The sequence below is a fragment of the Xanthomonas sp. LMG 12462 genome (assembly GCF_009192885.1).
Lineage (GTDB): Bacteria > Pseudomonadota > Gammaproteobacteria > Xanthomonadales > Xanthomonadaceae > Xanthomonas_A > Xanthomonas_A sontii.
In genome coordinates this window covers 149,905-173,877 of the sequence record NZ_NMPP01000030.1, presented here as the reverse complement: position 1 = coordinate 173,877, position 23,973 = coordinate 149,905, and the positions used below count along the sequence as shown (strand labels likewise).

At 66.7% G+C, this 23,973-nt stretch carries 14 protein-coding genes; all 14 read right to left on the bottom strand.

Annotated elements, in window-relative coordinates:
• Positions 1–36 precede the first annotated feature (36 nt).
• A complete protein-coding gene (locus CEK69_RS08935; RefSeq protein WP_152245105.1) occupies positions 37–567 on the bottom strand; it encodes a hypothetical protein in 531 nt (176 codons plus the stop codon).
• A gap of 622 nt (positions 568–1,189) precedes the next feature.
• The gene (locus CEK69_RS08930) at positions 1,190–1,438 is read right to left on the bottom strand and encodes a SymE family type I addiction module toxin (protein WP_152245103.1); all 249 of its coding nucleotides are present in this window, start codon (positions 1,436–1,438) and stop codon (positions 1,190–1,192) included.
• 409 nt (positions 1,439–1,847) lie between these two features.
• A complete protein-coding gene (locus CEK69_RS21030; protein ID WP_193313944.1) occupies positions 1,848–2,270 on the bottom strand; it encodes a hypothetical protein in 423 nt (140 codons plus the stop codon).
• A gap of 1,188 nt (positions 2,271–3,458) precedes the next feature.
• Entirely contained in the window at positions 3,459–4,157 is a 699-nt protein-coding gene (locus CEK69_RS08910; RefSeq protein ID WP_152245099.1) for an MAE_28990/MAE_18760 family HEPN-like nuclease, read from the bottom strand.
• Between the two features lie 67 nt (positions 4,158–4,224).
• Positions 4,225–4,812 (bottom strand): hypothetical protein, encoded by a 588-nt coding sequence (locus CEK69_RS08905; protein WP_152245097.1) that lies wholly within the window; start codon positions 4,810–4,812, stop codon positions 4,225–4,227.
• A gap of 406 nt (positions 4,813–5,218) precedes the next feature.
• Positions 5,219–7,069 carry a beta-galactosidase family protein gene (locus tag CEK69_RS08900; RefSeq protein WP_152245095.1) on the bottom strand — a complete coding sequence of 617 codons (1,851 nt, stop codon included), beginning with the start codon at positions 7,067–7,069 and terminating at the stop codon, positions 5,219–5,221.
• A 134-nt stretch (positions 7,070–7,203) separates the two neighbouring features.
• Positions 7,204–9,546 carry a GH92 family glycosyl hydrolase gene (locus tag CEK69_RS08895; RefSeq protein WP_152245093.1) on the bottom strand — a complete coding sequence of 781 codons (2,343 nt, stop codon included), beginning with the start codon at positions 9,544–9,546 and terminating at the stop codon, positions 7,204–7,206.
• A 129-nt stretch (positions 9,547–9,675) separates the two neighbouring features.
• Positions 9,676–11,118 carry a glycoside hydrolase family 125 protein gene (locus CEK69_RS08890; protein WP_152245091.1) on the bottom strand — a complete coding sequence of 481 codons (1,443 nt, stop codon included), beginning with the start codon at positions 11,116–11,118 and terminating at the stop codon, positions 9,676–9,678.
• A gap of 171 nt (positions 11,119–11,289) precedes the next feature.
• Positions 11,290–12,732 (bottom strand): 6-phospho-beta-glucosidase, encoded by a 1,443-nt coding sequence (locus CEK69_RS08885; protein ID WP_152245089.1) that lies wholly within the window; start codon positions 12,730–12,732, stop codon positions 11,290–11,292.
• A complete protein-coding gene (locus tag CEK69_RS08880; RefSeq protein ID WP_152245087.1) occupies positions 12,707–13,642 on the bottom strand; it encodes a carbohydrate kinase family protein in 936 nt (311 codons plus the stop codon). The genes CEK69_RS08885 and CEK69_RS08880 overlap by 26 nt, the downstream gene beginning before the upstream one ends.
• Positions 13,639–15,015 (bottom strand): APC family permease, encoded by a 1,377-nt coding sequence (locus CEK69_RS08875; protein WP_152245085.1) that lies wholly within the window; start codon positions 15,013–15,015, stop codon positions 13,639–13,641. The genes CEK69_RS08880 and CEK69_RS08875 overlap by 4 nt, the downstream gene beginning before the upstream one ends.
• A complete protein-coding gene (locus CEK69_RS08870) occupies positions 15,012–16,931 on the bottom strand; it encodes a beta-galactosidase (RefSeq protein WP_152245083.1) in 1,920 nt (639 codons plus the stop codon). The genes CEK69_RS08875 and CEK69_RS08870 overlap by 4 nt, the downstream gene beginning before the upstream one ends.
• 778 nt (positions 16,932–17,709) lie before the next feature.
• The gene (locus CEK69_RS08860) at positions 17,710–20,682 is read right to left on the bottom strand and encodes a TonB-dependent receptor (RefSeq protein ID WP_152245078.1); all 2,973 of its coding nucleotides are present in this window, start codon (positions 20,680–20,682) and stop codon (positions 17,710–17,712) included.
• A gap of 632 nt (positions 20,683–21,314) precedes the next feature.
• Positions 21,315–23,843, bottom strand: a complete 2,529-nt coding sequence (locus CEK69_RS08855; protein WP_226975098.1) for a glycoside hydrolase family 3 C-terminal domain-containing protein — start codon at positions 23,841–23,843, stop codon at positions 21,315–21,317.
• Positions 23,844–23,973: the final 130 nt, after the last annotated feature.

The following is a 23,973-nucleotide window of genomic DNA, read 5'->3' as shown; positions in this document are numbered from 1 at the left end:
TGTCATCGCTTGGAGGCTGCTGGCGCGGGCGCGTAATCAGGTGCCCGCATCGCGCTGTGGAAGCGCAGCGCCGCAGGACGAGCAGAAACGATCCGCGTGGTCCACGTGGTGGCCCGACGGGCACTTGGCAACGCTGAGCAGCCAAGGCTTGCGGTAGAGGGAGTACAGCATCGAAAAAGCCATGCCATAGAAGAATATCCAGTGCCCGGAGAATCCGCGCAGCAGGGTGGGTGTCACGCCTTGCACTTTCGGTTGGTCGCCCGTCAGGTGGGCGACGATCAAGAAGTTCACGATGGCGTAGGCGAACAGGCCGTAGGTGGCGTAGCGCATCCAGCGTGGAGATCCCGCCAGCGAGCGCTTCCAGCTATGGCGGGATTTCAGGGTGTGGTTGAGCCGCAGGGAAAGCAGCACGGTCGGCAACCAGACGATGAAGACGCCGAAGTGCATGGCGAAGACGGCCTCGCCGCCTGGCGGCACATACCCGGCAAGCGCCATCAGGTGGACGATGAGGCTGAGGACGAAGCCGAGGGCGGCGAGCACCAGCAGGGGAAGCAGGAGCGCGATCATGCGGTGGCTGGGATGCGATGTGGGTGGCGCGTTAAGGAGGCGGCCTCGGGTCGGTCGGTGAGTGGCCGATTTCCGTGCTTATTCTCGAAACAAAACGGGAGCGGGCCAGATTGAGCTTTCGACAATATCGTCGGGCAGGAAGCCAATTCCGCAGACTCCACAATAATATCCAGCCACGAACTGCTGTAGTGGTTCTGGTTGCAACTTTTCGCTCTTGCATTCATCCACGGCAAGTTGATCTTTTCGTCGATACCCGACTCGCTCCTCACCGTCCCCAAAAATTTTTCTCGGACTTGCGGATCCAATGAGAAGCGTCTTCTCGCGAATGTGAGAACTGCTCAAGCACTTGGGGCACGCGATCGGGTTTTTGGCGTCGTCCATAGTCATTCAGAATACATGATAACTGCAGCTATCTGGCCATTGCCCAGGCCAGCCAGCGCGTAGACTGCCATCGACCAGGCGAGACTATGGCTATGAAGTCAACCTGACCGCGTTCCCGGGGAAGCTGTAGTTGTCGATCTAGGGAAGCTGACGGGGTAAGTGCAATTTTCTCTGTCTTGAAACAAAGTGGTTGGTCGCCATCTCAGCAATCTTTTGATACGCGTGGTGTGCGACTGCCGTGTCAGCCCTTGCTGGCCACGCTAACCACCAGTTCGCCGTCGCGCACCTGCACGCGCAGCGTACTGCCGATGGTGAAGCCCAGTTCTTCCATCCAGCGGCCGCCCAGGCGTAGTGCGGGCGTGCGCTTGCCATTGGCGGAGTGGCCGCAGCCGACGGTGCACTGCTGTGGCGGGCGTGGGCGGCGGGGCGGTCGCGAGGCGCGGGCAAGATCGGCGGCGTTGGCGGCGGCGACCTGTTCGGGCGTCAGCATGGGGATGGGCGACGATTCGGCGATCGTCTACTGCGGGCAGTGGCGATGCTTGTGCGACTTGCGCTTGCAGGGAGTGGCGGGGCGGGGTGACGGTTGACGCATGGCACAGCCTCCTTGGCAGACAGGAACCCGCGCCGAACGGCGACTGGATGTCGGGAGGTTAGAAACCGCTCATAGACGGCGGGCTTATTTCCCCGAAGGGTGTTGTATTCGCCGCCCTCCCGACGCAGACAGCGCGTCGGAGTGTGCCTGCGAACAGACAAAAAAAAACCCACCGGTTTGACGGAGGTGGGTGCCGCTATGAGAGGAGTTTCTACGCTCCTTGGAGGGGACGGTGCTACTGGTTTTTGGGGATGTCAACTGCCGATGCTGTACAGCGAAGATGAGCTTTTAAGTGAGCCTAACGCCATCAGAGGTCACCCAGGTAATGGTCGGGCCACAACTGCGCTGCGATTTGGACCTCTCGAACTCCATCCGATAACTCTTCCAGCAGCGCTTGAGGAACATCGCCGCCTGACCCTGGAAGAACGTACGCCCAATCAAAAGCATCTTCATATGCTGAGAAGCCGAATTTTTGCATTGCTTCAAAAACAAGCTGTCGAAATTGGTCGTTTATTATGGGTCTGTTGAATGCTATACAAAGGGCGCCTTCATCTCCGTCACGCACAATATTCGCTATATCTGCGATCTGTTCGGCGGGGAACACTATCTCGTTGCTGTAGGGCCCAACGTCAGGTGTGCCGTACTTCATGAGGAAGATAAGGACTTGCTTGAACGGGACAGCCCTTTCGCGGCCTTGATGGAAGTAATGAAGAAATATGGTGGAGCTCATTGTGGTGTGAATAGCTAATTGGGCTCGTCTGAAAAAATGGTATCGGTATGAGCGGCTGATGGGGTTTAGGTTCACTTATCGATTGAGTTGAACCCTTGCGCGGGCATGCGGGCCTATGTCTGCGAAGCATCGGTTCTTGGTCTGGACCGTGTAACGGGGTAGTTTCAATTAGGAGGTCAACCTGACCCCGTTTCTCCTCAACGGCAACACCCGCTGGGTAACGACCGTTTCCGCGAGGCAATTGAACGCCAGCTTGGCCGTCGAGCCGGCCCTGCACGAATCGGGCGGCCACCGAAGGTCAGATCGGTAGTACAAAAAGATGGAAGTGCACTGAAGATGGAAGTGCACTCTGATCCCTGTTTTCCAGCCCTGTTTTCCGGTCGGGTTCACTTAGAAAGTTAACATGTCCCCATTGCTCGCGAAAGCTGTGGCTGCGCTGAGTGGGTCCATGATACCTAACACCTGAATTAAGCCGCGCCGCGAAGCGGCGTCGGCTTGAATGAATTGTTAGACCGCTGACTAGAGGTCAACTTCTAGGTCAATCTCGTCCACGCACGTTTGAGGGCGGGAATGATTGGCTGCCGTTATCCACGGTCCATCTTTGATAGTTACAGCAGACAAGCCTTCTATGGGGATGCAGCGCCAATTCTTAGGTGCGTCTGGGATGATTGGGCCGCTGCTGCTCGTACCGCCGAATTGATAGAACAGGGCTTGCTCTCTCCCGTTCTTACGTCCGATCACATGAGGGCACATTTCTCGGACGTGGCCCTGGTATGTGGCCACTACGATTTGCTTATTTGCGATAGCGTTTCGGATAAGGTTATACGTACTATTGCTCATGCTCTACTCTCCGTGTGAAGTGAAGCAATAAAAAGCGACCTAACTACTATTCGGCGATAAGATCGTGTGTGACTGGCGGGGTCATGTTCACTTATCTTTGAGCGGATGCTTTATGCGGGCGGTACGCGGGCATGATGCCTGCGAAGTACTTGAGCTTAGCTTGGAGCGCGTAACTGATTATTTTTACTTAAGAAGTCAACCTAACCTCGTTTTTGGCGCAGCATCTTGGAGGAAAGTGTACTCTGACCCCCTGTTCTCTCTGTCTTGCTTGAGCCGTGTTTCCACTTGGGAGGTCAGCCTGACCCCGTTCTATTCGCACCGCGAAGCGGTGTCGGCTTGGGTGAATTGTTAGGCATTCGCATCCTTCTTGCGATATGAAAGTCTTTTCCAGGGACTAGAGCCTACTTGCTGCTTCAAAAAGTCCACGACTGCGTTGTGAGAACGGACGGCGAGGTTGTACACAAGGCGCTCGGCATTGAGTGCGTCTTCGACGCTCACTTCGCTGGCAGTCTTTACTCTATGAGCAATGGCGCCACGAAGCGCAATTAGGTCATCAAGGGCAGCACCGGCTTCTTCTTGCGTTGTGCCATCCCAGGTCCATTCGCGGGAGATGCTTTCCAAGCCGAGAGTCTTCTTAAACAACTCATCAACCTGTCCAGTGCGTGGCGTGTTGAACTTGCCGGTCGTTGTAGCGAGTACTGTCTGAAGGTTGTCGCGGAGCGCGCGCTTCCAACCATCGCCTGCTAAGTCCCAGGCTTTGATTCCGGCGTGTGTTGATCCAACGCGCTCTAGGACGATCTTCGGCAGCCCCTGAGGATTCGGTGTGTTTGCCACCAAGTAATCGAGCGAGTGGTTAATGAGGTCTTCCACGAACGCCTCCCAGCACGCGACCAGCAGGACCACGCTGCTTTTGCACAGGACTTCTGAGTCGTGGCTGGAGACCACGCTAGCTTGGTCGGCACGACTTGCAAGTGAGCGCAAGCGGCGCGCTTCACGAACGTTTTCAATCAGCAGGAGAGTGTGCTTGTTGCTTTCAGATATCGGCATAATGGATCCTGATGCCTAACACTTGAGTTAAGCCGCGCCGCGAAGCGGCGTCGGCTTGGAAGAATTGTTAGCCCGCTATCGGCATGATCTCGACCATGTGGTGGTCGCGAGCGAGATTGGGCGTGACTTGAAAAGCTTGGGTGCCAGGCACTCCAGCTGCATCCACGTACGATACGGTAAGTTGCATCGGCTCTTCCGCAAGGTCTGTAAGGTAAGACCACTCGAACCGACGCTCTTCGTTTCGGCTCCACGAGAAAATCCTGCCGAAAGAGTGCGAGCGCAACTGGATGCCCGTTGAAATCGTGACCTCCGTAGCCGTATTGCCGAGGTTCTTAACAGTAGATGTGTAGGTTGCCTTGCCGCCGCTGATGATGCCTCCGGCGCCGTGAAATACGAACTTGGGCTGAGCGGCCTCGCGTTGCCGCTGCTGTTCTGCATGTAGGGCGCTTAGCTCCGCATCAACCTGCCGACGCGTTATCTCCACCAGCTCCCGTTGCTGTTCCACCGAGTTGCGAAGTTCTTCGGCTTGGAGCTCAAGAGCTCTAGTGTTCTGCTTGAGTTCGACTCCCTGTTGAAAATATCCAAGGATCAGCCAAAGAATAGCGACTGGGCCGAATACGCCAGCGAGAAAATCGCCGACATTGTTCGGCGCCAAACCCCGGATCTCCGCTACTCGCCCTTCGAAGAAAATGCAAAGGCCGATGATGTATACGAGAGTAAGGATGATTCCGACAGCCGATAGTGATCTTGTCATGCGGGCTAACTACTATTCGGCGACAAAATGGTGTGTAAAACAGGTGTGTAGCGCAGACGCGTCGTTACATTTCAGGGCAGTACGCGTCCAAAACTCAATATTTCGCCATTCCCGCTGTCGCATAATCCCTGCGTCTAACTCCACGGCCTTTCCCTAGTGCGTTCCCACTTAAAGCCGACGCTACCACTTGTTGACGGCCGTCACAAGTTAAAGACCGCTCGGCGAACCGCCGGCGGCCTTAATTTGTAGACAAGTTGTTTGACCCCGCGCCATCCGGATTTACCGGGCGGCGCGCTCCGCGGATAAGTCAGTTACTGGGCGTACTCCAAACCTGCCCCGTAACTCCCCGCACGCTCGCATCAGGCGTGCTATCCAAATCAAACACAATCACGCTATTCCCGCCCTTCCGCTGCCAAGGCGCCGGAAAATACAACGCCCGCTGCGGCCCGATATTCCAGTGCCTTCCCAGGTTGTGGCCGTTGGCCCAGGCGAAGCCTTTGCCGAAGGCACGCATGTCCAGGAACGTGTCGGCAGGCGTGCCGATCTTCACCGTGCCGCGGTGGAAGGCGGGGCCGTCGACCTTGGCGGTGGTCCAGCCGGTGAGCTTGCTCGGGTCGTCCATCGGCAGGGGGAAGGTCTGCCAGCCGGTGAGGGGCTTGCCGTCGAGCAGCACGGGGTCGACCAGGCCGGCGTGGCCGTCGGGCAGGTGGGCGCCGTAGTTGATGCGGCCGGTGTTCTCCACCAGCACGTCGAGGGTGTGGGGGCCGGCGGGGATGTCCACGTCCACCGCCACTTGCTGCAGGCGGCGCTCGGCGCTGCCGGCCTGTTTCCGGTCGACGTAGACGCGGGCGTAGTCGCGCACGTCGCCCAGGTACAGGCTGCCCTTGCGCGGGCCGGTGACGGTGGTGCGGTAGAGGATGTAGCCGTAGGCCTGGCCGTAGCGCTCCATCGGCTGCGGGGTGTCGGTGGTGGCGGCCGGGGCGGGCAGGTTGTCCCAGAGCGAGGCGGATTCGCGCAGCGGCGTGGCCGGCAGTTCGGCGAAGCGGATCGGCTGGGGCAGCGCCGGCGGCGCGATGCCGGTGACGCGCTGGATGGCGTCGCGGAACAGGGTGAACTTGGGGGTGGGGCGGCCGGCTTCGTCGAGCACGGCGTCGTAGTCGTAGCTGGTGGTCTGCGGGGCGTAGTGGTCGCTGGGGTTCTTCTGGAAGTTGGCGCCATTCATGAAGCCGAAGCTGGTGCCGCCGACGAACATGTAGAGGTTGGCGGAGTGGCCCTGGCGCAGGATCCATTCGAATTCGCTGGCCTGCTTGGCGGCATCGGTGACCGCGTGCTTCTCGCCCCATTGGTCGAACCAGCCGGCCCAGTATTCGCCGACCATCTGCGGTTGCCCGGGGCGGAACTTGGCCAGGGTCTCGAAGGCGTTCTTGGCGTCGCCGGGGGCGAAGTTCACCACGGCGAGGGTGTCGGGCAGGGTGCCGTTGGCGAGCACGTCGGGGCCGTCGGCGGTGAACAGCAGGGCCTTGTCGAAGCCGGCCTGGACGAACATGGCGCGGTTGCGGCGCATGTAGGCGTGGTCGTCGCCGTAGGAGCCGTATTCGTTCTCCACCTGCACGGCGACGATCGGGCCGCCGTTGCCGTTGAGCCGCGGTTTGACCTGGGCGGCGAGGGCGTCCAGGTAGGCCTGGCTGGCGGCGAGGAAGCGCGGGTCCTGGCTGCGCACGCGCATGCCGGGCTCGGCGAACAGCCAGGCGGGATAGCCGCCGGCTTCCCACTCGGCGCACACGTAGGGGCCGGGGCGCAGGATCACATTGAGGCCTTGCGCGGCGGCTTCGTCGACGAAGGCGGCGATGTCGTTGTTGCCGCTGAAGTCGAACTGGCCCGGCCGCGGTTCCACCAGGTTCCAGAACACGTAGGTCTCCACCGTGTTCAGGCCCATCGCGCGCGCCTTCTGCAGGCGGTCCTTCCAGTAGGCGCGGGGGATGCGCTGGAAGTGGATGGCGCCGGAAATGACCTGGTACGGCTTGCCGTCGCGGATGAAGTGATCGCCCTGGGTGGCGAAGGCGGGCCAGGCGGCGCCGCTGTAGGCCGCGCGCACGTGGGTGGCGGGCAGGGCGAACGCCAGGGCGAGGGCGAGAGCGGCGAGGGTCTTACGCGGCATGGGGGATTCTCGAAAAAAGCGATGCGAGTGCGACAGTAGGACGACCGGAGCGCGCGCCGTCGTGCATCGGGTCACGCACAGGCGCGGATGTGGGGAACCACCAATCCCGATTCCCCAATCCCGATTCCCGGCCGTCAGCTAAACGATGGCGGAAGATCGTCCTTGCCCGCACCGAACGCGGTGTTGGGCTTGGGTCCCATCTCCAGTTCCAGCGTGCCGCCGGCGGCGAGGTCGGCGTGGCGCAGCCAGCTGCGGGTGTAGGGCTTGCCGTTCCAGCGGGCGTTCTGGATATAGACGTTGGCCGGGCTGTTGCCGTGGGCGACGATGCGCAGGGTGCGGCCATTGCCCACGTCCAGTTCGGCGCGCTTGAACAGCGGGCTGCCCAGCACGTAGTTGGCGCTGACCGGGTCCACCGCGTACAGGCCCAGTGCGCTGAGCACGAACCAGGCGCTCATCTGCCCGCAGTCCTCGTTGCCGGACAAGCCGTTGCGCGCGTCGTGGTACTGCTCGCGCAGCAGCCGCCGCACCATCGCCTGGGTCTTGTACGGTTGCCCGGCGTAGGCGTAGAGGTAGGCGACGTGGTGGCTGGGTTCGTTGCCGTGCGCGTACTGGCCGACCATGCCGTCGATGTCCGGCGGCGCGTCCGCCGGCAGTTCGGAGCTGGTGGTGAACAGTTCGTCGAGCTTGGCGACGAAGTGGTCGCGGCCGCCGAACAGGTCCATGTAGCCGTACAGGTCGTGCTGGTTGAGGAAGGTGGCCTGCCAGGCGTTGGACTCGGTGAAGTCGCGCCACTGCGCGCTGTGGCCCATCGCGCGCGGATCGAACGGGGTGGCCCACTGGCCGTCGCTCAGCCGCGGCTGCACGAAGTTACTCTCGCGGTTGAACACGTTGCGGTACTGCCGGGAGCGTTCGCGCAGGTGCCTGGCGTCGTCGTCGGCGCCGACCGCCTGCGCCAGGTGCGCCACCGCCCAGTCGTCGTAGGCGAATTCCAGGGTGCGGCTGACCGATTCGTCGACCTTGTCGCAGGGGATGTAGCCCATCGTCCGGTACAGCGCCAGGCCGTGCACGTCGTCGTCCATCGCGCGCTTGCGCCAGGCCGGGTAGGCGGCTTTCCAGTCGATGCCGGTGAAGCCCTTGGCGTGCGCTTCGGCCAGCACCACGGCGGAGTGGTAGCCGATCATGCAGTCGGTCTCCACGCCCTGCAGCGGCCAGATGGCGACGCCCTGCGGGCATTCGTGGGCACCGCGCACCAGGCACTGCACCAGGTCGGGCACGCGCTCGGGCTGCACCAGGGTCAGCAAGGGATGCAGGGCGCGGTAGGTGTCCCACAGCGAGTAGGTGCTGTAGTTGTGGTAGCCGGCCGGCGCCTGGTGCACCTGCAGGTCCATGCCGCGGTAGCGGCCGTCGGTGTCGCTGAACAGGGTCGGCGCGATCAGGCTGTGGTACAGCGCGGTGTAGAAGATGCGGCGCTGCGCCTCGTCGTCGCTGTCGATGCGCACCCGGCCCAGTTCCTTTTCCCATTCGGCGACGGCGGCGGCATGCACGCGGGCGAAGTCGAAGTCGGGCAGTTCCGCGTCGAGGTTGGCCAGGGCGTTCTCGGCGCTGACCGCAGAGATGCCGACCTTGACCAGCAGCGGCGCGTCGGCGGCATCCGGGTAGTGCAGGGCCAGCTTCAGCCGGTTGCCGTCGGCGCTGCGCGCGCTCGCGGCCAGCGGTTGGTCGTCGGCATACAGCTGCGCGCTGGCGAACGGCCGCGACAGGCGCATGGCGAAGTAGATGTAGCGGCCCTTGGCCCACTGGTAGACGCGGCGGCCGCCGGTGACGGTCTGCGCGTCGACCAGGCGCAGGCTCGCGTCTTCGACGCGGGCGGGGATCTCCGGCTTGTCCTGCATGCCGTGGCACAGGTCCAGCAGCAGGTGCGCCGGCTTGCCCTTGGGGAAGTGGTAGCGGTGCAGGCCGGCGCGCGCGGTGGCGGTGAGTTCGGCATGCACGCCGCTGTCCTTCAGGCGCACGCGGTAGTAGCCGGGCGAGGCGGCTTCGTCGGCATGGTCGTAGCGCGAGCGGTAGCCGGCCTCGGGGTGCTCGCGCGTGCCGGGCTGCAGCTTCACCGGGCCGGTGGCCGGCACCACCAGGAAATCGAGCATGTCGCCGATGCCGGTGCCGGACAGGTGGGTGTGCGAGAAGCCCATGATCGAGCCGTCGTCGGCGTGGTAGCCGGAGCAGGCGTCCCAGTCGGCGTTGTAGGTGTCCGGGCTCAGTTGCACCATGCCGAACGGCAGCGTGGCGCCGGGGAAGGTATGGCCGTGGCCGCCGGTGCCGATGAACACGTCGACGTTGCGGGTGAGCTCGGCCTTGGCGCGCGCATCGGCCGGCAGCGCGTAGCTGCCGGCGCGTGCCTGCGCCAGGCGCGCGATGCCGCTGCTGCCGAACAGGGCCAGGGCGATGGCGCCCTGCAGGAAACCGCGTCGTGTGGCCATGGTGCTGTCCTCGGGGTGTGCGGCGGTGCGGTGGGGTGTGTTTGCTGTTGTGGGAAGGACTTCCGTCCCGACGCGTTGTCGGTCAGGCCCGTCGGGACTGAAGTCCTTCCCACAGATGCAGTGATCGCGTCAGGCCTTCAGCAACTGCGGCTTGCGTTGGTGCAGGTCGATGATCAGTTCGCCGAACAAGGTGTTGGCCCAGGCGAACCAGTCGCGGGTGAAGGTGCTCGGGTTGTCCTTGTCGAAGGCTTCGTGCATGAAGCCGCTGCCGGCGTCGGTGGTCTTGAGCCACTGCAGGCACTGGCGGATCTGCGCGTCGTCGTCGCTGGCCAGGGCGTACTGCATCAGCGACATCGGCCAGATCGTGCCCAGGCCGCTGTGCGGGCTGCCCACGCCGTCGGCGGCGCGGCCGCGATAGAAGTACGGGTTGCGCTCGCTCCAGGCCAGTTGCCGGGTGCGCAGGAACACGGGATCGCGGCGATCGCAGCAGCCCAGATAGGCCAGGCTCAGCAGGCCGGGCGCGTTGGCGTCGTCGATGAACAACTGGTTGCCGTAGCCGTCCACCTCGTAAGCCCAGAACGGCTGACCGTCGGCGTCGCGCATCTGCCCGAACTTTCGGGTGGCCGTCTCGACCTGGTCGGCCAGGGCGCGGCACTCGCCGGCGAAGGCGGCGTCGTGATGCAGCGCCTCGCTCATCGTCGCCAGTTGCCGCAGCGAGGTCACCGCGAACAGGTTGGCGGGGACGAACAGCGGGTACAGGCAGGCGTCGTCGGACGGGCGGAACATCGAGTGGATCATGCCGTTGGGCCGGGTCGGCTGCCCGTAGCCGTCCAGCACCAGGGTTTCGGTGGCCAGCGGCGAGGGCCGCTGAAAACTGTACGGCCCACGGCCGTGCAGGCGCTGCTGCTCGCGGAAGGTGCGCACCACCACGTGCATGGCGTCGCGCCAGTCGTCGTCGAACGGCGCGGTATCGCCGCTGGCGCGCCAGTACTCGTGCGCCAGGCGGATCGGGTAGCACAGCGAATCCACTTCCCATTTGCGCTCGCCGACGCCGGGCTTCATCTCGGTGATGTCGGCCACCGACCACTTCAGGCGCTGGCTGGTGCCGTCGGGCAGGAAGGCGTTGGCGTAGGGATCCAGGCGGATGCAGGCGGCCTGGCGCTGGATCAGCCCATGGAACATGCGCCGCAGCGCCGGGTCGCGCTTGGCCAGCGGCACGTAGGGATGCACCTGCGCGGAGGAGTCGCGCAGCCACATCGCCTCGATGTCGCCGGTGATGACGAAGGTGTCCGGCTTGCCGTTGCGGGTGCCGGTCTCGACGGTGGTGTCGAGGGTGTTGGGGTAGCAGTTCTCGAACAGCCAGGCCAGGCGCGGATCGGCGATGCCGGCCTTGACCGTGCGCAACTGGCGCTCGACCGCGGCGCTGACGAAGCGGCGCTTGCCCGGCGGCGGCCGCTTGCTGGGCAGGGCGGTGGAGGCCGATGCCGCGGCGGCGGCCGGCAGCGCCCCGCTCAGCAGCGCGGCGCCGGCGCTGGCGCCGAGGAAGTGGAGGATGTCGCGGCGGGTGGGCATGGCCTGGAACGCTCCGTGGAATCGACGAACGCTCCCGGCACGGGCCGGCACCGGGGGAGGCGCCGGCCGCGGCCGGGAGGGCAGGTTGATGGTACCTATGACGGACCAATTTACGACGACCTTACAACGTGTGGCCGTCCGATGCATCCTGCGACCGCACAACCGGCCGGCTCAGTGGTGGTGGTGCGCGCCGTGCCAGTGCATCGGCCCCGAGCACACGCACTCGCCGTCGTCGTCGCCGTTGCCGGCATGGCCGAACAAGGCCTCCAGCAGCCGCCGCGACGGGCTCCACTCGCCAATGGCCGGGTGGATCAGCATCGCCTTGCAGGCGTCCAGGTGGCTGCCGCTGAGCGCGGCGTCGATGGCGGCGTGCTCGTAGGCCTTGACCGTGCGCACCAGGCCCTGGATCGCCTCGGGCAGCGGCCGCGCCGGCAGCGGGGTGATGCGGTCGCGCTCGATGGTGGAGGAGATCTCCACGATGTCGTCGTCGGCCAGTTCCGGCATGCAGCCCTGGTTGCGCACGTTGACCACGTGTCGCCCGGGCAGCGCGCCGGTCAGTGCGCTCATCACGTCCACGGCGATGCGGTGGTAGCCGGTGCTGGCGCGGAACGGGTCCGGCTGCGGCGCGAGGTCGTCGGCGAAGGCCGAGCCGGCCTCGGCCTCCAGTCGCATGTAGGAGCCGGAGCGCTGCTGCAGGTAGGCGGCGTAGGTCTGCACCGCGCCGCTGCCGTCGCCGGCGTTGAGGCGGCTGCGCAGGTCGGCGATCAGGGTGTGGTTGAGCCGCTCGATCTCGCTGCCGCGGCTGGCGCCGCTGGCGCGCTGGTTCTCCAGGGCGCGACTGCGCTCGTAGTAGAAGTACAGGTACTCGGTGGGGATCAGCCGCAGCGTGCGCAGCATGTCGAAGTCGAACAGCGGCGCCAGGTACAGCTGGCGCAGGATCGCGTCGTCGGCCAGGATGCGGTCGAGCACGTCCTCGCCGCGCACGCGCACCGCGCGGATCCAGCCCAGGTGGTTGAGGCCGACGTACTCGCAGTCCACGTCCGCGGGCGGCTCGCCGAGCGCGCGGGCGATGTTGTGGAACAGCTCCACCGGCGTGTCGCAGATGCCGACCACGCGCGCGCGGGTGTGGCGGCTGATGGCCTGGGTGATCAGCCCGGCCGGGTTGGTGAAGCTGACCAGCCAGGCGTCGGGGCTGAGCCGCTCCACCATCCGCGCCTGCTCGATCGCCACCGGCACCGTGCGCAGCGCCTTGGCGACGCCGCCGGGGCCGGTGGTCTCCTGCCCGGCGTAGCCATGGCGGATGATGGTGTGCTCGTCGGTGGCGCGCTGGCGGATGCCGCCGATGCGGATGCTGTTGAGCACGAAGTGCGCGCCGTCGATCGCCGCTTCCGCCGAACTGGCCGCGTTGACCTGCAGGTCGCCGCCGAACTCGGCGACCACCGCGCGGCCCAGCGCGACCATCAGCGCCAGCCGATCCTGGTCGGGATCGTAGAGCACGATCTCGCGCGCACCGAGCGCTTCGGCGGAATCGTTGACGCCGTACACCACCAGCGGCGCACGCACGCCGCCGCCGCCGATCAGGGCGAGTTTACGGTTGGGAAAGGAACTGCTCATGGAGACTCCTGAGACGTGGGGGATCGGGAAGGCCGTCGAGCGCGCCGAGCGCGGTGCAGCAGGCGGCGCCGCACAGGCAGCCGCGCTGCGCGCAGGCGTCGAGGGAAAGGTGGTCCAGCAGCGCATCGATGAAGCCGGCATCGAAGGCATCGCCGGCGCCGGTGGTGTCCTGCACGGCGACGACGGGCGCGGCAACCAATCGCGCGCCGGCCGCATCCACCATGCAGGCGCCGGCGCCGCCGAGTTTGATCGTCACCTGCGCCAGCCCCAGCGCCTGCGCCCAGGCGGCGCAGGACGCGGCGTCGTCGCCCGCGCAACCGGCCAGTGCCGCCTCCTTCTGGTTGGGCAGGAAGTGATCGACCGCGCGGCAGGTGGCGTGGTTGTCCGGATCGGCCAGCCAGGCCGGGTTGAAGCCCACGTCCAGCGAGGTGCTGCAACCGGCCGCGCGCAATACAGGCAGCAGCGTGCGCGCCAGCGTCGCCGGCAGCGGCAGGGCGAAGTGCACGTGGCGCGCGGCGCACATGGCCTCCAGTGCGGCCGCGCTGCCCAACAGCGGTTCCAGCTCGGCGTTGGCGCCGGGGTAGGTGAAGAACGAGCGGTCGTCGTGCAGCGACACGCTGGCGGTGACGCCGGTGCCGGCGGGGTGGTCGACCAGGCCTTCGGTGCCGACGCCGAACGCGCCCAGGCGCTGCGCGAACCAGTCGCGGTCGCCGGCGCCGATCGCGCCGATCAGCGTGACCTTGCGTCCGAGCCGCGCCAGCCCGCAGGCGGTGTTGACGGTGCCGCCACCGAGGTCGCGATGGTAGTGCCGCGCCATCGCTTCCTCGCCCGGCCCGGGCCAGGTGCTGAAGCCGCTGAAGATGTGGTCGAGATAGACCTCGCCGACCACCGCGACGTCGTGGGTTTTCATTGCTGGAAGGGCCATGCTGCCTCGCGTTTGGCCTGGATGAGATAGAGCGCGGTGCCCGCGCACAGCGCCAGTACCGCCGCCAGCAGCCGCGGCAGCGGGCTGGTGGCCAGCAGCGCCAGCCAGCCGCCGACGCTGATCAGCAGCGGCCACGGGTACAGCGGCATGGCGAAGCGCGCGCGGCGCCGCGGCTGCCGCCGCAGCAGCACCACCGCCAGGCATTGCGCCAGGAACTGGAACAGGATCTGGATGATCATCAGCGTGGCGATCAGGTCGTCCAGCGACAGCGGACAGGCCAGCGCCGAGGTGATGCCGACGAACAGCAGCGACACCGTGGGGAAGCGCCCGCGCGGGTGCAGCCGCGCGAACACGCCGAAGAACTGGCCGGACGCCGCCGCCGCATACGGCACCCGCGAATAGCCCAGCAGTACCACCAGCGCCGAGCCCCAACTGGCGAGCACGATCAGCGCCACCGCCACGGTGCTGCCCACCGGGCCGTAGATGGCCTGCATGAAGTCGGCCACCACCGCCTTGGACTGCGCCGCCTGTTGCCACGGCAGCACGCCGAGCAGGGTCACGTTCAAGCCCAGGTACAGCACCGCCACGATCGGGATCGACCACAGCACCGCGCGCGGAATCGTGCGGCGCGGCTTGCGGATCTCGCCGCCGAGCATGCACACGTTGTTGTAGCCGCCGTAGTCGTATACCGCGATCAGCGCCACCGCGCCGAAGCCCAGCCAGAAGCCGTGCGGCGACGCCGGCCGCGCCTGCAGGAACTCGCGCGCCAGTGCCATGTCGAAATGCAGCGCGCCGCTGAGCACGATCCACACGCAGGCGGCGATCACCACCGCGCTGACCAGCAGCGACAGCAGCTGCACCGAGCTCACCTGCCGGTACAGCAGCGCGGTGTTGAACAGGCACAGCGCCATGGCGATGCCGGTGAGCGCGGTGTGGCTCAGCCCGGGCATCAGGTAGGCCAGGTACTGCGCGCAGCCGACTGCCGCCGCCGCCACCGACAGCGGCGCGGTCAGCAGCGTCTGCCACAGGTAAAGGAAACCGAACAGACGCCCGGCGCGGTCGCGGCCATAGGCCTCGCGCAGGTAGTGGTACGGCCCGCCCGAGCGCGGGATCGCCGAACCCAGTTCGGCCCACACCAGACCATCGCACAGGCACAGCAGCGCCCCGACCACCCAGCCCAGCAGCACCGCCGGCCCGGCCAGCGCCGACAGCGCCAGCGGGATGGTGATGAACGGACCGATGCCGATCATGTTGAGCAGGTTGGCCGACAGCGCGCTCCAGAACCCCAGCGTGCGCGGCGGCGCGCCCTGGTCCGCGGCGGACGGGGAGGACGCGACGGGTGCGGCGAGCGATGTCATGTGCATGCGCGATCCTGCGGGGAGGGAAGGGAAGCGACGGGCTGCATTGCAGGCGTGGGGACGAGAGCGTCGGCGCAGCGCACCAGGCCCGGTTGCAGGCGATGCAGATCGAGGATCAGCACCTGGTTGGCCCCGGCGCGGAGCCAGGCGCCGGGGCAGTACAGGCATTGCTGCGGGCCGATGTCCCAGTAGCGGCCGAGCAGGCGCCCGTTGACCCACAGATAGCCCTTGCGCCAGTCGCGCATGTCCAGGTGCACGTCGCCGGGCTGGTCCAGGGTGAATTCGGTGGCGAAGAACAGGCCCGGGCGCTGCGGCGGCGCCTGCAGCGGGCGCAGCGACGGTGTCGGATCCGTGTCCAGCGCCAGCCCGCGCACCTCCCAACTGTGCAGGTCCTGGCCATCGAGCCGCACCGGACCGAGCAGGCCCTTGCGATCGCCCAGCGCCGGGCCGAAGTTGATGTGGCCGAAACTGTCGACCAGCACCTCCAGCTCGCGCGTGTCCTGCGCTGCATCGGGCAGGCGCAACTGCAGCGCGCTGTGCAGGCGCGGATGCCGCACCCGCGACACGTGGTCGAGTTCGCGCCCGTCCAGATGCACCACCGCGTAGTCGTGGACCTGTCCCAGGTGCAACGCCCGGCCCGCGCCGATCCGGCGCCGATACAGCACCAGGCCCTGGTCCTGGCCCAGCAGGCGCTGGTTGTCGATGGGGGTGTCGGTCTGCAGCGCAGGGCCGAGGTTGTCCCACAGCGCGGCCACGGGCCTGGCCTGCACCGTAGCGAACTGCGCGCGCCGCGGTGCGGCCGGTAGCGGCGGCGGTGGCGTGTCGGCTTGCGCGGCGATGATCCTGCGAAGCGTGAAATAGGCCCGCGTCGCACGGCCGGCTTCGTCGATGGGCGCGCCATAGTCGTAGCTGGTCAGCGCCGGCTGGAACTGCGAGCCGTCGTCCTCGGCATTGGCCCCGGCACTGAGACCGAAATTGGTGCCGCCGTGCACGACATACAGATTGAACGAATAACCGGCGGCGGCGATGCGGCGCAGCAGCGGCGCATAGTCGCGACGCGCGAACTTCGGCTCGCCCCAGTGCGTGAGCCAGCCGGGGTAGCCCTCGGACACCCACACCGGCGCCTGCCCGGCGAAGGCCGTGGCCGCCTGCAGATCGTGCAGATCGGGACCATCGAGCCCCAGCGCGGCGCCGGGCAGCATCGCATGGCGCCGCCGCAGATCCTTGAGCCCTTCGGCCAGCGAGAACGGACCGTCGACCCCATGCCCCCGCCACAGCGCGGCCAGCGCCTGCAGATAGCCGACGTCGCGGCCATGCATCGAGTATTCGTTCTCGATCTGCAGCATCAGCACCGGCCCACCGGCACTGGCCATCAACGGCGCGATGCGTGGCGCGATCGCCCCGATGTAGCGCTCCACCGCCGCCATGTACCGCGCATCGTGGCGATCGCGCAGACGGATGTTCGCCTCGCGCAGCAGATACGGCGGCAACCCGCCCAGCGTCCATTCCGCGCACACATACGGCCCGGGGCGCAGATACACCCACAGCCCCTCCTGCTGGCACAGCCGGATGAAGCCGACGAAATCGCGCTCGCCGCTGTCCAGTTCGAACTGCCCCGGCGCCGTTTCCAGCGCATTCCACATCAGATACAGCGCGATGGTGTTCAACCCCATCGCCTTGGCCATGCGAATCCGATGCAACCAATCCGCCTTCGCGATCCGTAGCGGATGCAGTTCCCCGCTGCGGATCTGCCAGGGTTGCCCGTCAAGCGTGAAGCATCCTTGCGCGAAGCCGAACGCGTGCGGCCGCCCGTCCGGCACCGGCGCTAATGCCGGCACCGCCGCGTGCAGCATCGGCATCGCCGCCAACCCCAATGGTGCGAGCAAGCCGAACCGACAGAATGCGCGGCGTTTCAATGCGCGCTCCAGGAGGATCGTTGCAGTTGCAGTTGCAGTTGCAGTTGCCTTGGTTGTTGCTGTTGCTCTTCAGCTTTTGCTCTTCCCGGGTCCCCTCCGCAGCGGCGGAGCTGGCGGGTAAAACCCCCCGCAGGGGGGCGGCGCACAAGGATGTGCGCCGTTTTCGGCCGGGGCAGGATGCCCCGTCCGAAAATCCCGCTAGCGGAGCGGACCCGCGCAGCGGGCGCTGCGGCGGGGTGTGCTTTCTTTTGGTTACTTTTCTTTGCACAAGCAAAGAAAAGTAACTCGCCGTCAGGCGAAAGCTGTTGCTTTTGATGGCTAACCCAAGCGACAACGGTAAAGCGCGTCGGGACTGAAGTCCCTCCCACAAAAAGCGTTGTTCCAGGCGAGTCGGGAAAGCCTGTCGCGGCTGAAGCCGCTCCTACAAGAGCGGCGGTGTGTGCCGCTAGTGTGAGCTGCTGAGATCGCATGATCCAAGCAGCGTCGGTAAAGCCCGTCGGGACTGAAGTCCCTCCCACAAGAGCCATGGTCCAGGCTGTTTCGGTAGAGCCTGTCGCGACTGAAGCCGCTCCTACGGCAAGCGGGGCACGCGCTGCTCGAACGGGCTGCCGATGCAGCCTGGTCCAGGCCGCATCGGTAAAGCCCGTCGGGACTGAAGTCCCTCCCACAAAAAGCGTGGCCGAGGCGAAGTCGATAAGTCCCGTCGGGACTGAAGAAGCTCCCGCAGAGACCCTGGCAACGCTCCGCCATGGCATCCCAGTGCGCACGCCGCCGCGCCCTAGAACGCGTACTTGACGGTCAACAACGTCATCATGCCGGCATCGACGATGTCCGACACCGCCAGATTGTGCCGGCCCACATGGCCCCAGTAACTGTATTCCTTGGTGAGATTGGAGATCGACAGATCCACATTCACCCCATTGTCGAACCGATAGCCCGCATGCAGATCCACCCGCCGCGTCGGCCGCGCCCACAGATCGTCCCACGGCGCGTTCTGGTGCAGGAAATCGTAGTTCAGCAGATACGAACTGCTGAAGTGATAGCTCAGGTTCACCGAGAACTTCGAGCGCTCGTAGAACAACTCCAGATTGGCCATCGCGTTCGGCGCCGACTGCATCTGCTCGTCTTCGAAGCCGACCATGCCCAGATCGGCGTGCGCATGCTGGCGCGTGGCGTTGGCGCTCACGCCCAGCCCGTCGAACGGCGCCGGCAGATCCTGGAAACGCTGTCGCGCGCTGACCTCCACGCCGTAGACGCGACCGTCGCCGCCGTTGGTCGGCATCTGGTAGAACACCGTGCCGCTGCCACTGGTGCCCGAATTGGCCTGGCCGGAACCCGCATCGTAGATGTAGTGGTGCAGACGCTTGTAGAAGCCGGCCACCGAGAAGAACCCGCCATGGTCGGTCGCCCACTCGCCGGACAGGTCCAGGTTGGTCGAGGTGATCGCCTTCAGGTCCGGGTTGCCCTGGCTGATGGTGGTGATGCCGTTGGAGATGTTGATCTGGCTGCCGCCGCCCAACTGCACGAACGCCGGCCGCGTATAGCTGGTCCACAGCGCGGCGCGGTAGGTGGTGGCGCTGTCCGGGCGCCAGGTCAGGAACACGCTCGGCAGCGGCTGGTCGTAGTGCGTGCTGTTGGCGGCGAAGTAGCCCACCTGCTGGTTGCCGTCGCTGTCGGTGGGCGTGGTCCAGAAGGTGTTGTGGATGCTGGTGTGCTCGAAGCGCACGCCCGGCACCACTTCCAGGCTGCCGAAGGAGAAGGTCGCCATCGCGTACGCGGCGCTGACCGCCTCGGTACCGCGCATGGTGTTGCAGTTCCAGTTGTTGACGTAGAACGCGCTGCCGCAGGTATCCAGGTCGTCGTCGGTGAGGTGGTTGGCGATGACCTGCGCCACCGCGCCTTCGCTGACCCGCGGCGTGGCCCAGTGGTACTTGCCGGGGAAGATCGCCGCGTAGCCGCCGTTGAAGATGCCCAGGTCGCCGAGCGTGCTGGTGTCGGGCACCGGGCCGGTCCACCAGTCGCGATTGCTGTAGTGGCGGCTGCTCTTGCTGTACTTCACGCCGAACTGCAGCGCGGTCAGCGCGCCGTCGGCGAAGTCGTAGCGCGCGTCGAACTTGGCGCCGCCCTTCTTCTGCCCGGAGTAGATCTTGGTCGATTCGCCGTAGCTGCTGGCGTACAGCGAGGGGATGTTGTTGACCTGCGCCAGCAGCGCCGGGGTCAGCTGCGGGTAGGGGAAGGCGCCGCTGCCGTAGCGCATCAGGCTGCTGCCGGAGTAGGCGAAATTGGCCTGGCTGAACTTGTCCTCGCGCCCGTCGATCTCGATGTGGTCGGGGCGGTCGTTGTCGCCGAAGCTGTAGAACAGGTTCGGCGACAGCGTCCAGTTGCCGGCGGTCTTGCGCGCGCCCACCTGGAAGGTGGCCAGGTCGGCGATTTCCGGGTTGGTCTCGTACCAGAAGCGCGCGGCGATGCGGTTGATGTTGGGCGAATACACGCCCGGTGTGGCGGTCGGCACGAAGCTGACGTCCTGCGGCAGCAACTGCACGAAGGTGGTGCCCTGGTCGGTCTTGGCGTAGGCGTAGGTGGCGCGTGCGTACACCGACAAGGTGTCGTCCACGTTCCAGTCGAAGGCGGCGTTGCCGCCGTAGCGGCGTTCCCAGCCGGCGACCACGCCGACGTTCATGCCGGTGCTGGTCAGGTTGTCCTGCGGCGCGTAGCCGGCGGCGTTGCTGCCGTCGGCATTGGCATGCAGGAACTTCCAGGAGCCGTCGTTGAGCGCGCTGGTGGCCGCGGCCACTTCGCTGTTGGTCGAGGTGCGGTAGTCGTAATAGGCGCTGGCGTAGAAACCGAATTGCTGCTCCTCGCCGAACTTGTGCTGGAACTCGCCGGCCAGGCCGCCGCCGAGGCCGTCGCCGCCGTAGTCGCGCGCCCGGCTCTCGACGCGGCCGCTGACGGTGACGCTGCCGCTGGTGGCGTCCTTGTAGTCGTAGGCGGTGGGCGTGCGGAAATCCAGGGTGCCGCCGATCGCGTCGCCGTCCATGTCGGCGGTGGAGGTCTTGTTGGCGACGATGGTCTGCAGGCCGGAAGGCGGCAACAGGCTCAACTGCACGCTGCGGCTGTACGGCATGCCCTGGGCGACGGTGACGCCGTCGATCAGGTTGACGTTGTACTCGGAGGGCAGGCCGCGCACCGAGGCGAACATGCCTTCGCCGCGCGCGGCGCCGTCGACGCCGCCGAAGTAGCCCGAGCCGCTGTAGGTGATGTTGATGCCGGCGATCAGGCCCAGCGCCTCGGCGACGTTGTGTACGGCGGTGTGCTCGAGATCGTTGGCCGAGAGCACGTCCACCGTGTTCGAGGAGTTCATCTTCAGCGTGCTGGCGTCGTAGCGGTTGGCCGCCACGCTGATGGTCTGCAATTGCTTGGCCTCGTCCAGCGCGATCGACACCGTGGCGGCGCCGCTGTCGGCGACCTGCACGGTGGTTTCCGGCGCGCTGAAACCGGGGTAGTCCAGTTGCAGTGCGTACTGCCCGGCCGGCACGTCGGCGATGACGAAGCGGCCCTGGGCGTCGGTGACGGCGCTGAGCGCGGTGCCGGCGATGGCCACTTTCGCATGGGCGGCGGGCTTGCCGCTGCTGCGCTCCTTGAGTTCGCCCTGCACGGTGCCGGCCAGCGCCGGTGCGGTGGCGGCAAGGCCGGTGATGGCCAGGATGGCGGCGCACAGCGCCTTGCGCTTGCAATGGGGATGGGTTGCCACGTGACACCTCGCTGATCGTGATCGGTGCGGGCACGCGCCGAAGGCGACGCGCCGCTGCGTTCCTGGAAGGCAGACACGGTGGACGGAAGGCGCGCACGCTCGGACCGCACGCCGGAGGGCGTGCGAACAGGACAGAGCGAACGGCGACCGACGCGAGGCGTCTGCCGGCTGGGCGGACCGTTAGATGGCGATCAGTGGCGTGGCGGCGAGTAGCCGGCGATGCACTTGGAGCGCGAACGCAGCGCGCTCAGCTTGTAGCGACGGGTCATGCGCAGCGGCCCCCATGCGTGCCCGCGCGGAACGCGGACGACAGGCAGGGCGCCGGAACTCCGGCGAGGCATCGATCCTGGCTGCGACGACTGCATGACATGGCACATCACCCCTGGAACTGCCCTGGAAAACGCCGCAAGTGCTGCGGCGTTCGGCGCGTCTGGCATCGTCGATGCGCGGCACCGACGTGTTATCGATACCTCTGTCCCGGAAGACTGTCAATAGGTCGTGAAAAATAAATTAGCAGGACGCTGGAACGTGCGGGGATGGCGCCCGGCGGCGGCAGCGCGCCGGGCCGTTACGCTGCACCGCCGCATGCGCTGGCGCATTTCGTAGACAGGGGCCGTGGGCGGCCCCGCCGCTCACTTCGGCAGGGCCATGCGCCCGCTGATCGAGAACGCCGCGTCCTCGCCGGGGGCGCCGGTGCCCGGCTGACCACCCCCGACGAACAGCCGGTAGTCGCCGGCCTCGACCGCGCGCTGTCCGCTGCGGTCGACATCGCTGAGTTGGCGCGCATCCAATGCGAAGCTCAGCGTGCGCGCCTCGCCCGGCTGCAGGTGCACGCGCTGGAAGCCGACCAGGCTGCGCAGCGGCGACTGCGCGCGCTGCGGGTACTGCAGGTAGACCTGCACCACCTCGTCGCCGGCGCGCGCGCCGGTGTTGCGCACGGTGGTGCTCACCTGCAGCGGCTGGCCGGCCTGCAGCGTCGCGGTCGACAGCTGCGGCGCGTCGTAGGCGAACTGGGTGTAGCTCAGCCCGTAGCCGAACGGGAACAGCGGCTCGCCCTTGAAGTAGCGATACGTGCGGCCCTTCATGTCGTAGCTGACGTAGGGCGGCAGATCCTTGGTCGAGCGGTAGAAGGTCACCGGCAGGCGCCCGCCGGGGTTGATGTCGCCGGCCAGCGCCTGGGCGATGGCGGTGCCGCCGGACTGGCCCGGATACCAGGCGGCGATGATCGCGTCGGCATGCTGCTTGGCCCAGTTCAACGCCACCGCGCTGCCGCTCATCAGCACCACGACCAGCGGCTTGCCGCTGGCCTTGGCCCGCTCCAGCAACGCCTGCTGCGCGGCCGGCAGCGCCAGGTCGTTGCGGTCGCCGCCGTCGAAGCCGGGCACGTCGATGCGCAGTTCCTCGCCTTCCACGTCCGGCGACAGGCCGACGAAGGCCGCCACCGCGTCGGCGTGTGCCACCGCGCGTTCGGCCTCGGCCAACTGCAGCGCCGGCGGCGCCAGCCACTCCAGGCGCAGGCCCTGATCCTGGCCGCGGTGTTCCAGCTCCAGGCGGATCCGCCGCGGCCGCGCGTCGTCGAAATGCAGCACGGTCTCGACGTTGCGGCCGTCGGCGTTGTGCATGCCGGCCGGCACGTGCTTGTCCTCGGCGTTGCCGGCCACCACCAGCTGGTCGTCGATGTACAGGCGCACCGGGTCGTGGCCGGCGCAGTCGAAGCAGCGCGCCACCCGCACCGCCAGGGTGTAGTCGCCCGGGCCTGGCGGCAGCAGTTCGCCGCTCCAGCGCACCGAGTAGCGATCCTTGTCCACGCCCTTGGCCGGGGCCACGTGGTCCCAGTTGAAGCCGACCACGCGGTCCTGGCGCTGCACGCGCGGGGTGCCGGCCAGGTCCAGGTTGTCGAAGTACTCGCCGCGCAGCCCGGGCTTGCCGTCGCTGCGCAGGGCGGTCTCGGGGATCATGCCGGGCACGCCGGCGGCCAGCGGCGCGCCCTGCGCATAGGCGACCTGGGCGGTACCGAAGCGCGTGCGCAGCCCTTGCAGCGGCGTCACCGGCTGCACCGAGGTGCCCTGGTAATTGGCTTCCAGCGCGGCCAGCGCGTCGGCGTTGGGGCCGAGCACGGCCAGGCGCAGGCCCGGGCGCAGCGGCAGGGTGGCGTTGGCGTTCTTCAGCAGCACCAGCGATTGCTGCGCGGCCTGCAGCGCCAGCGCGCGGTGCGCGGCGCTGTCGATGTCCCTGGCGCCCAGCCGCGCATACGGATCGTTGCGCTGCGGCTGTAGTTCGCCGAGCCGGTAGCGCGCGGCGAACAGGCGCACCAGCGAGCGGTCGAGCAGGGCTTCGTCGGCTTCGCCGCGGTCGAAGGCGATGCCGAGCTCGCGGTAGGCGGTGCCGCAGTTCAGATCGTGCCCGGCCTTGAGCGCGGCCGCGGACGAGCCGGCGTTGTCGGGGCGGTAGTAGTGGAACTGGGTCATGTCGTCGATCGCATCGCAATCGGACACGACGAACCCCTTGAAGCCCCAGTCGCCGCGCACGCGGCCGTCGAGCAGCCAGTCGGCGGCGCAAGCGGGTGTGCCGTGTAGCGAGTTATACGCACACATCACCGAGCCGGCCTGGCCGTCGACGATGGCGGCGCGGAACGCCGGCGAGTAGGTCGCCTCGAAATCGTGCGGCGACACGTCCACGTCGAAACCGTGGCGGCCCGGTTCCGGCCCGCTGTGCACGGCCAGGTGCTTGGGCGTGGCGATGGTGCGCGGGTGCGCCGGATCGTCGCCCTGCAGGCCGTGGATGAAGCCGACCGCGAGCCGTCCGGTGAGGTAGGGATCCTCGCCGTAGGTCTCCATGCCGCGGCCCCAGCGCGGGTCGCGGAAGATGTTGATGTTGGGCGACCAGATGGTCAGCCCGGCGTAGCGCGGATGGTCCTTGCCGGGGCCGCCGGCGAGGTTGAACTTGGCCCGCGCCTCGGTGGAGGTGACGGTGCCGACGTCGTGCAGCAGCTCGGCGTTCCAGGTCGCGGCCAGGCCGATCGCCTGCGGGAATACCGTGGCCTCGCCGTTGCGGGCGATGCCGTGCAGGCCCTCGCTCCACCACTCGTAGGCCGGCACGCCCAGGCGCGGGATCGCCGGCGCAGCGTTCATCGCCTGCGCGATCTTCTCGGCTCGGGTCATCTTCGCCACCAGCGCGGCGGCGCGGTCCTCGGCCTCGTCGGCATGGGCGAGCGGGGCGGCGAGCAGGCCGATCGCACACAGCGCCAGGTAGATGCGCCTTTGTGGGAGGGACTTCCGTCCCGACGCTTTA

Excerpts from the sequence above, each read along its gene's own strand:
- CEK69_RS08935 (WP_152245105.1), bottom strand. The coding sequence starts at position 567 with ATGATCGCGCTCCTGCTTCCCCTGCTGGTGCTCGCCGCCCTCGGCTTC.
- CEK69_RS08930 (WP_152245103.1), bottom strand. The coding sequence starts at position 1,438 with ATGCTGACGCCCGAACAGGTCGCCGCCGCCAACGCCGCCGATCTTGCC.
- CEK69_RS21030 (WP_193313944.1), bottom strand. The coding sequence starts at position 2,270 with ATGAGCTCCACCATATTTCTTCATTACTTCCATCAAGGCCGCGAAAGG.
- CEK69_RS08910 (WP_152245099.1), bottom strand. The coding sequence starts at position 4,157 with ATGCCGATATCTGAAAGCAACAAGCACACTCTCCTGCTGATTGAAAAC.
- CEK69_RS08900 (WP_152245095.1), bottom strand. The coding sequence starts at position 7,069 with ATGCCGCGTAAGACCCTCGCCGCTCTCGCCCTCGCCCTGGCGTTCGCC.
- CEK69_RS08895 (WP_152245093.1), bottom strand. The coding sequence starts at position 9,546 with ATGGCCACACGACGCGGTTTCCTGCAGGGCGCCATCGCCCTGGCCCTG.
- CEK69_RS08890 (WP_152245091.1), bottom strand. The coding sequence starts at position 11,118 with ATGCCCACCCGCCGCGACATCCTCCACTTCCTCGGCGCCAGCGCCGGC.
- CEK69_RS08885 (WP_152245089.1), bottom strand. The coding sequence starts at position 12,732 with ATGAGCAGTTCCTTTCCCAACCGTAAACTCGCCCTGATCGGCGGCGGC.
- CEK69_RS08880 (WP_152245087.1), bottom strand. The coding sequence starts at position 13,642 with ATGAAAACCCACGACGTCGCGGTGGTCGGCGAGGTCTATCTCGACCAC.
- CEK69_RS08875 (WP_152245085.1), bottom strand. The coding sequence starts at position 15,015 with ATGACATCGCTCGCCGCACCCGTCGCGTCCTCCCCGTCCGCCGCGGAC.
- CEK69_RS08855 (WP_226975098.1), bottom strand. The coding sequence starts at position 23,843 with ATGACCCGAGCCGAGAAGATCGCGCAGGCGATGAACGCTGCGCCGGCG.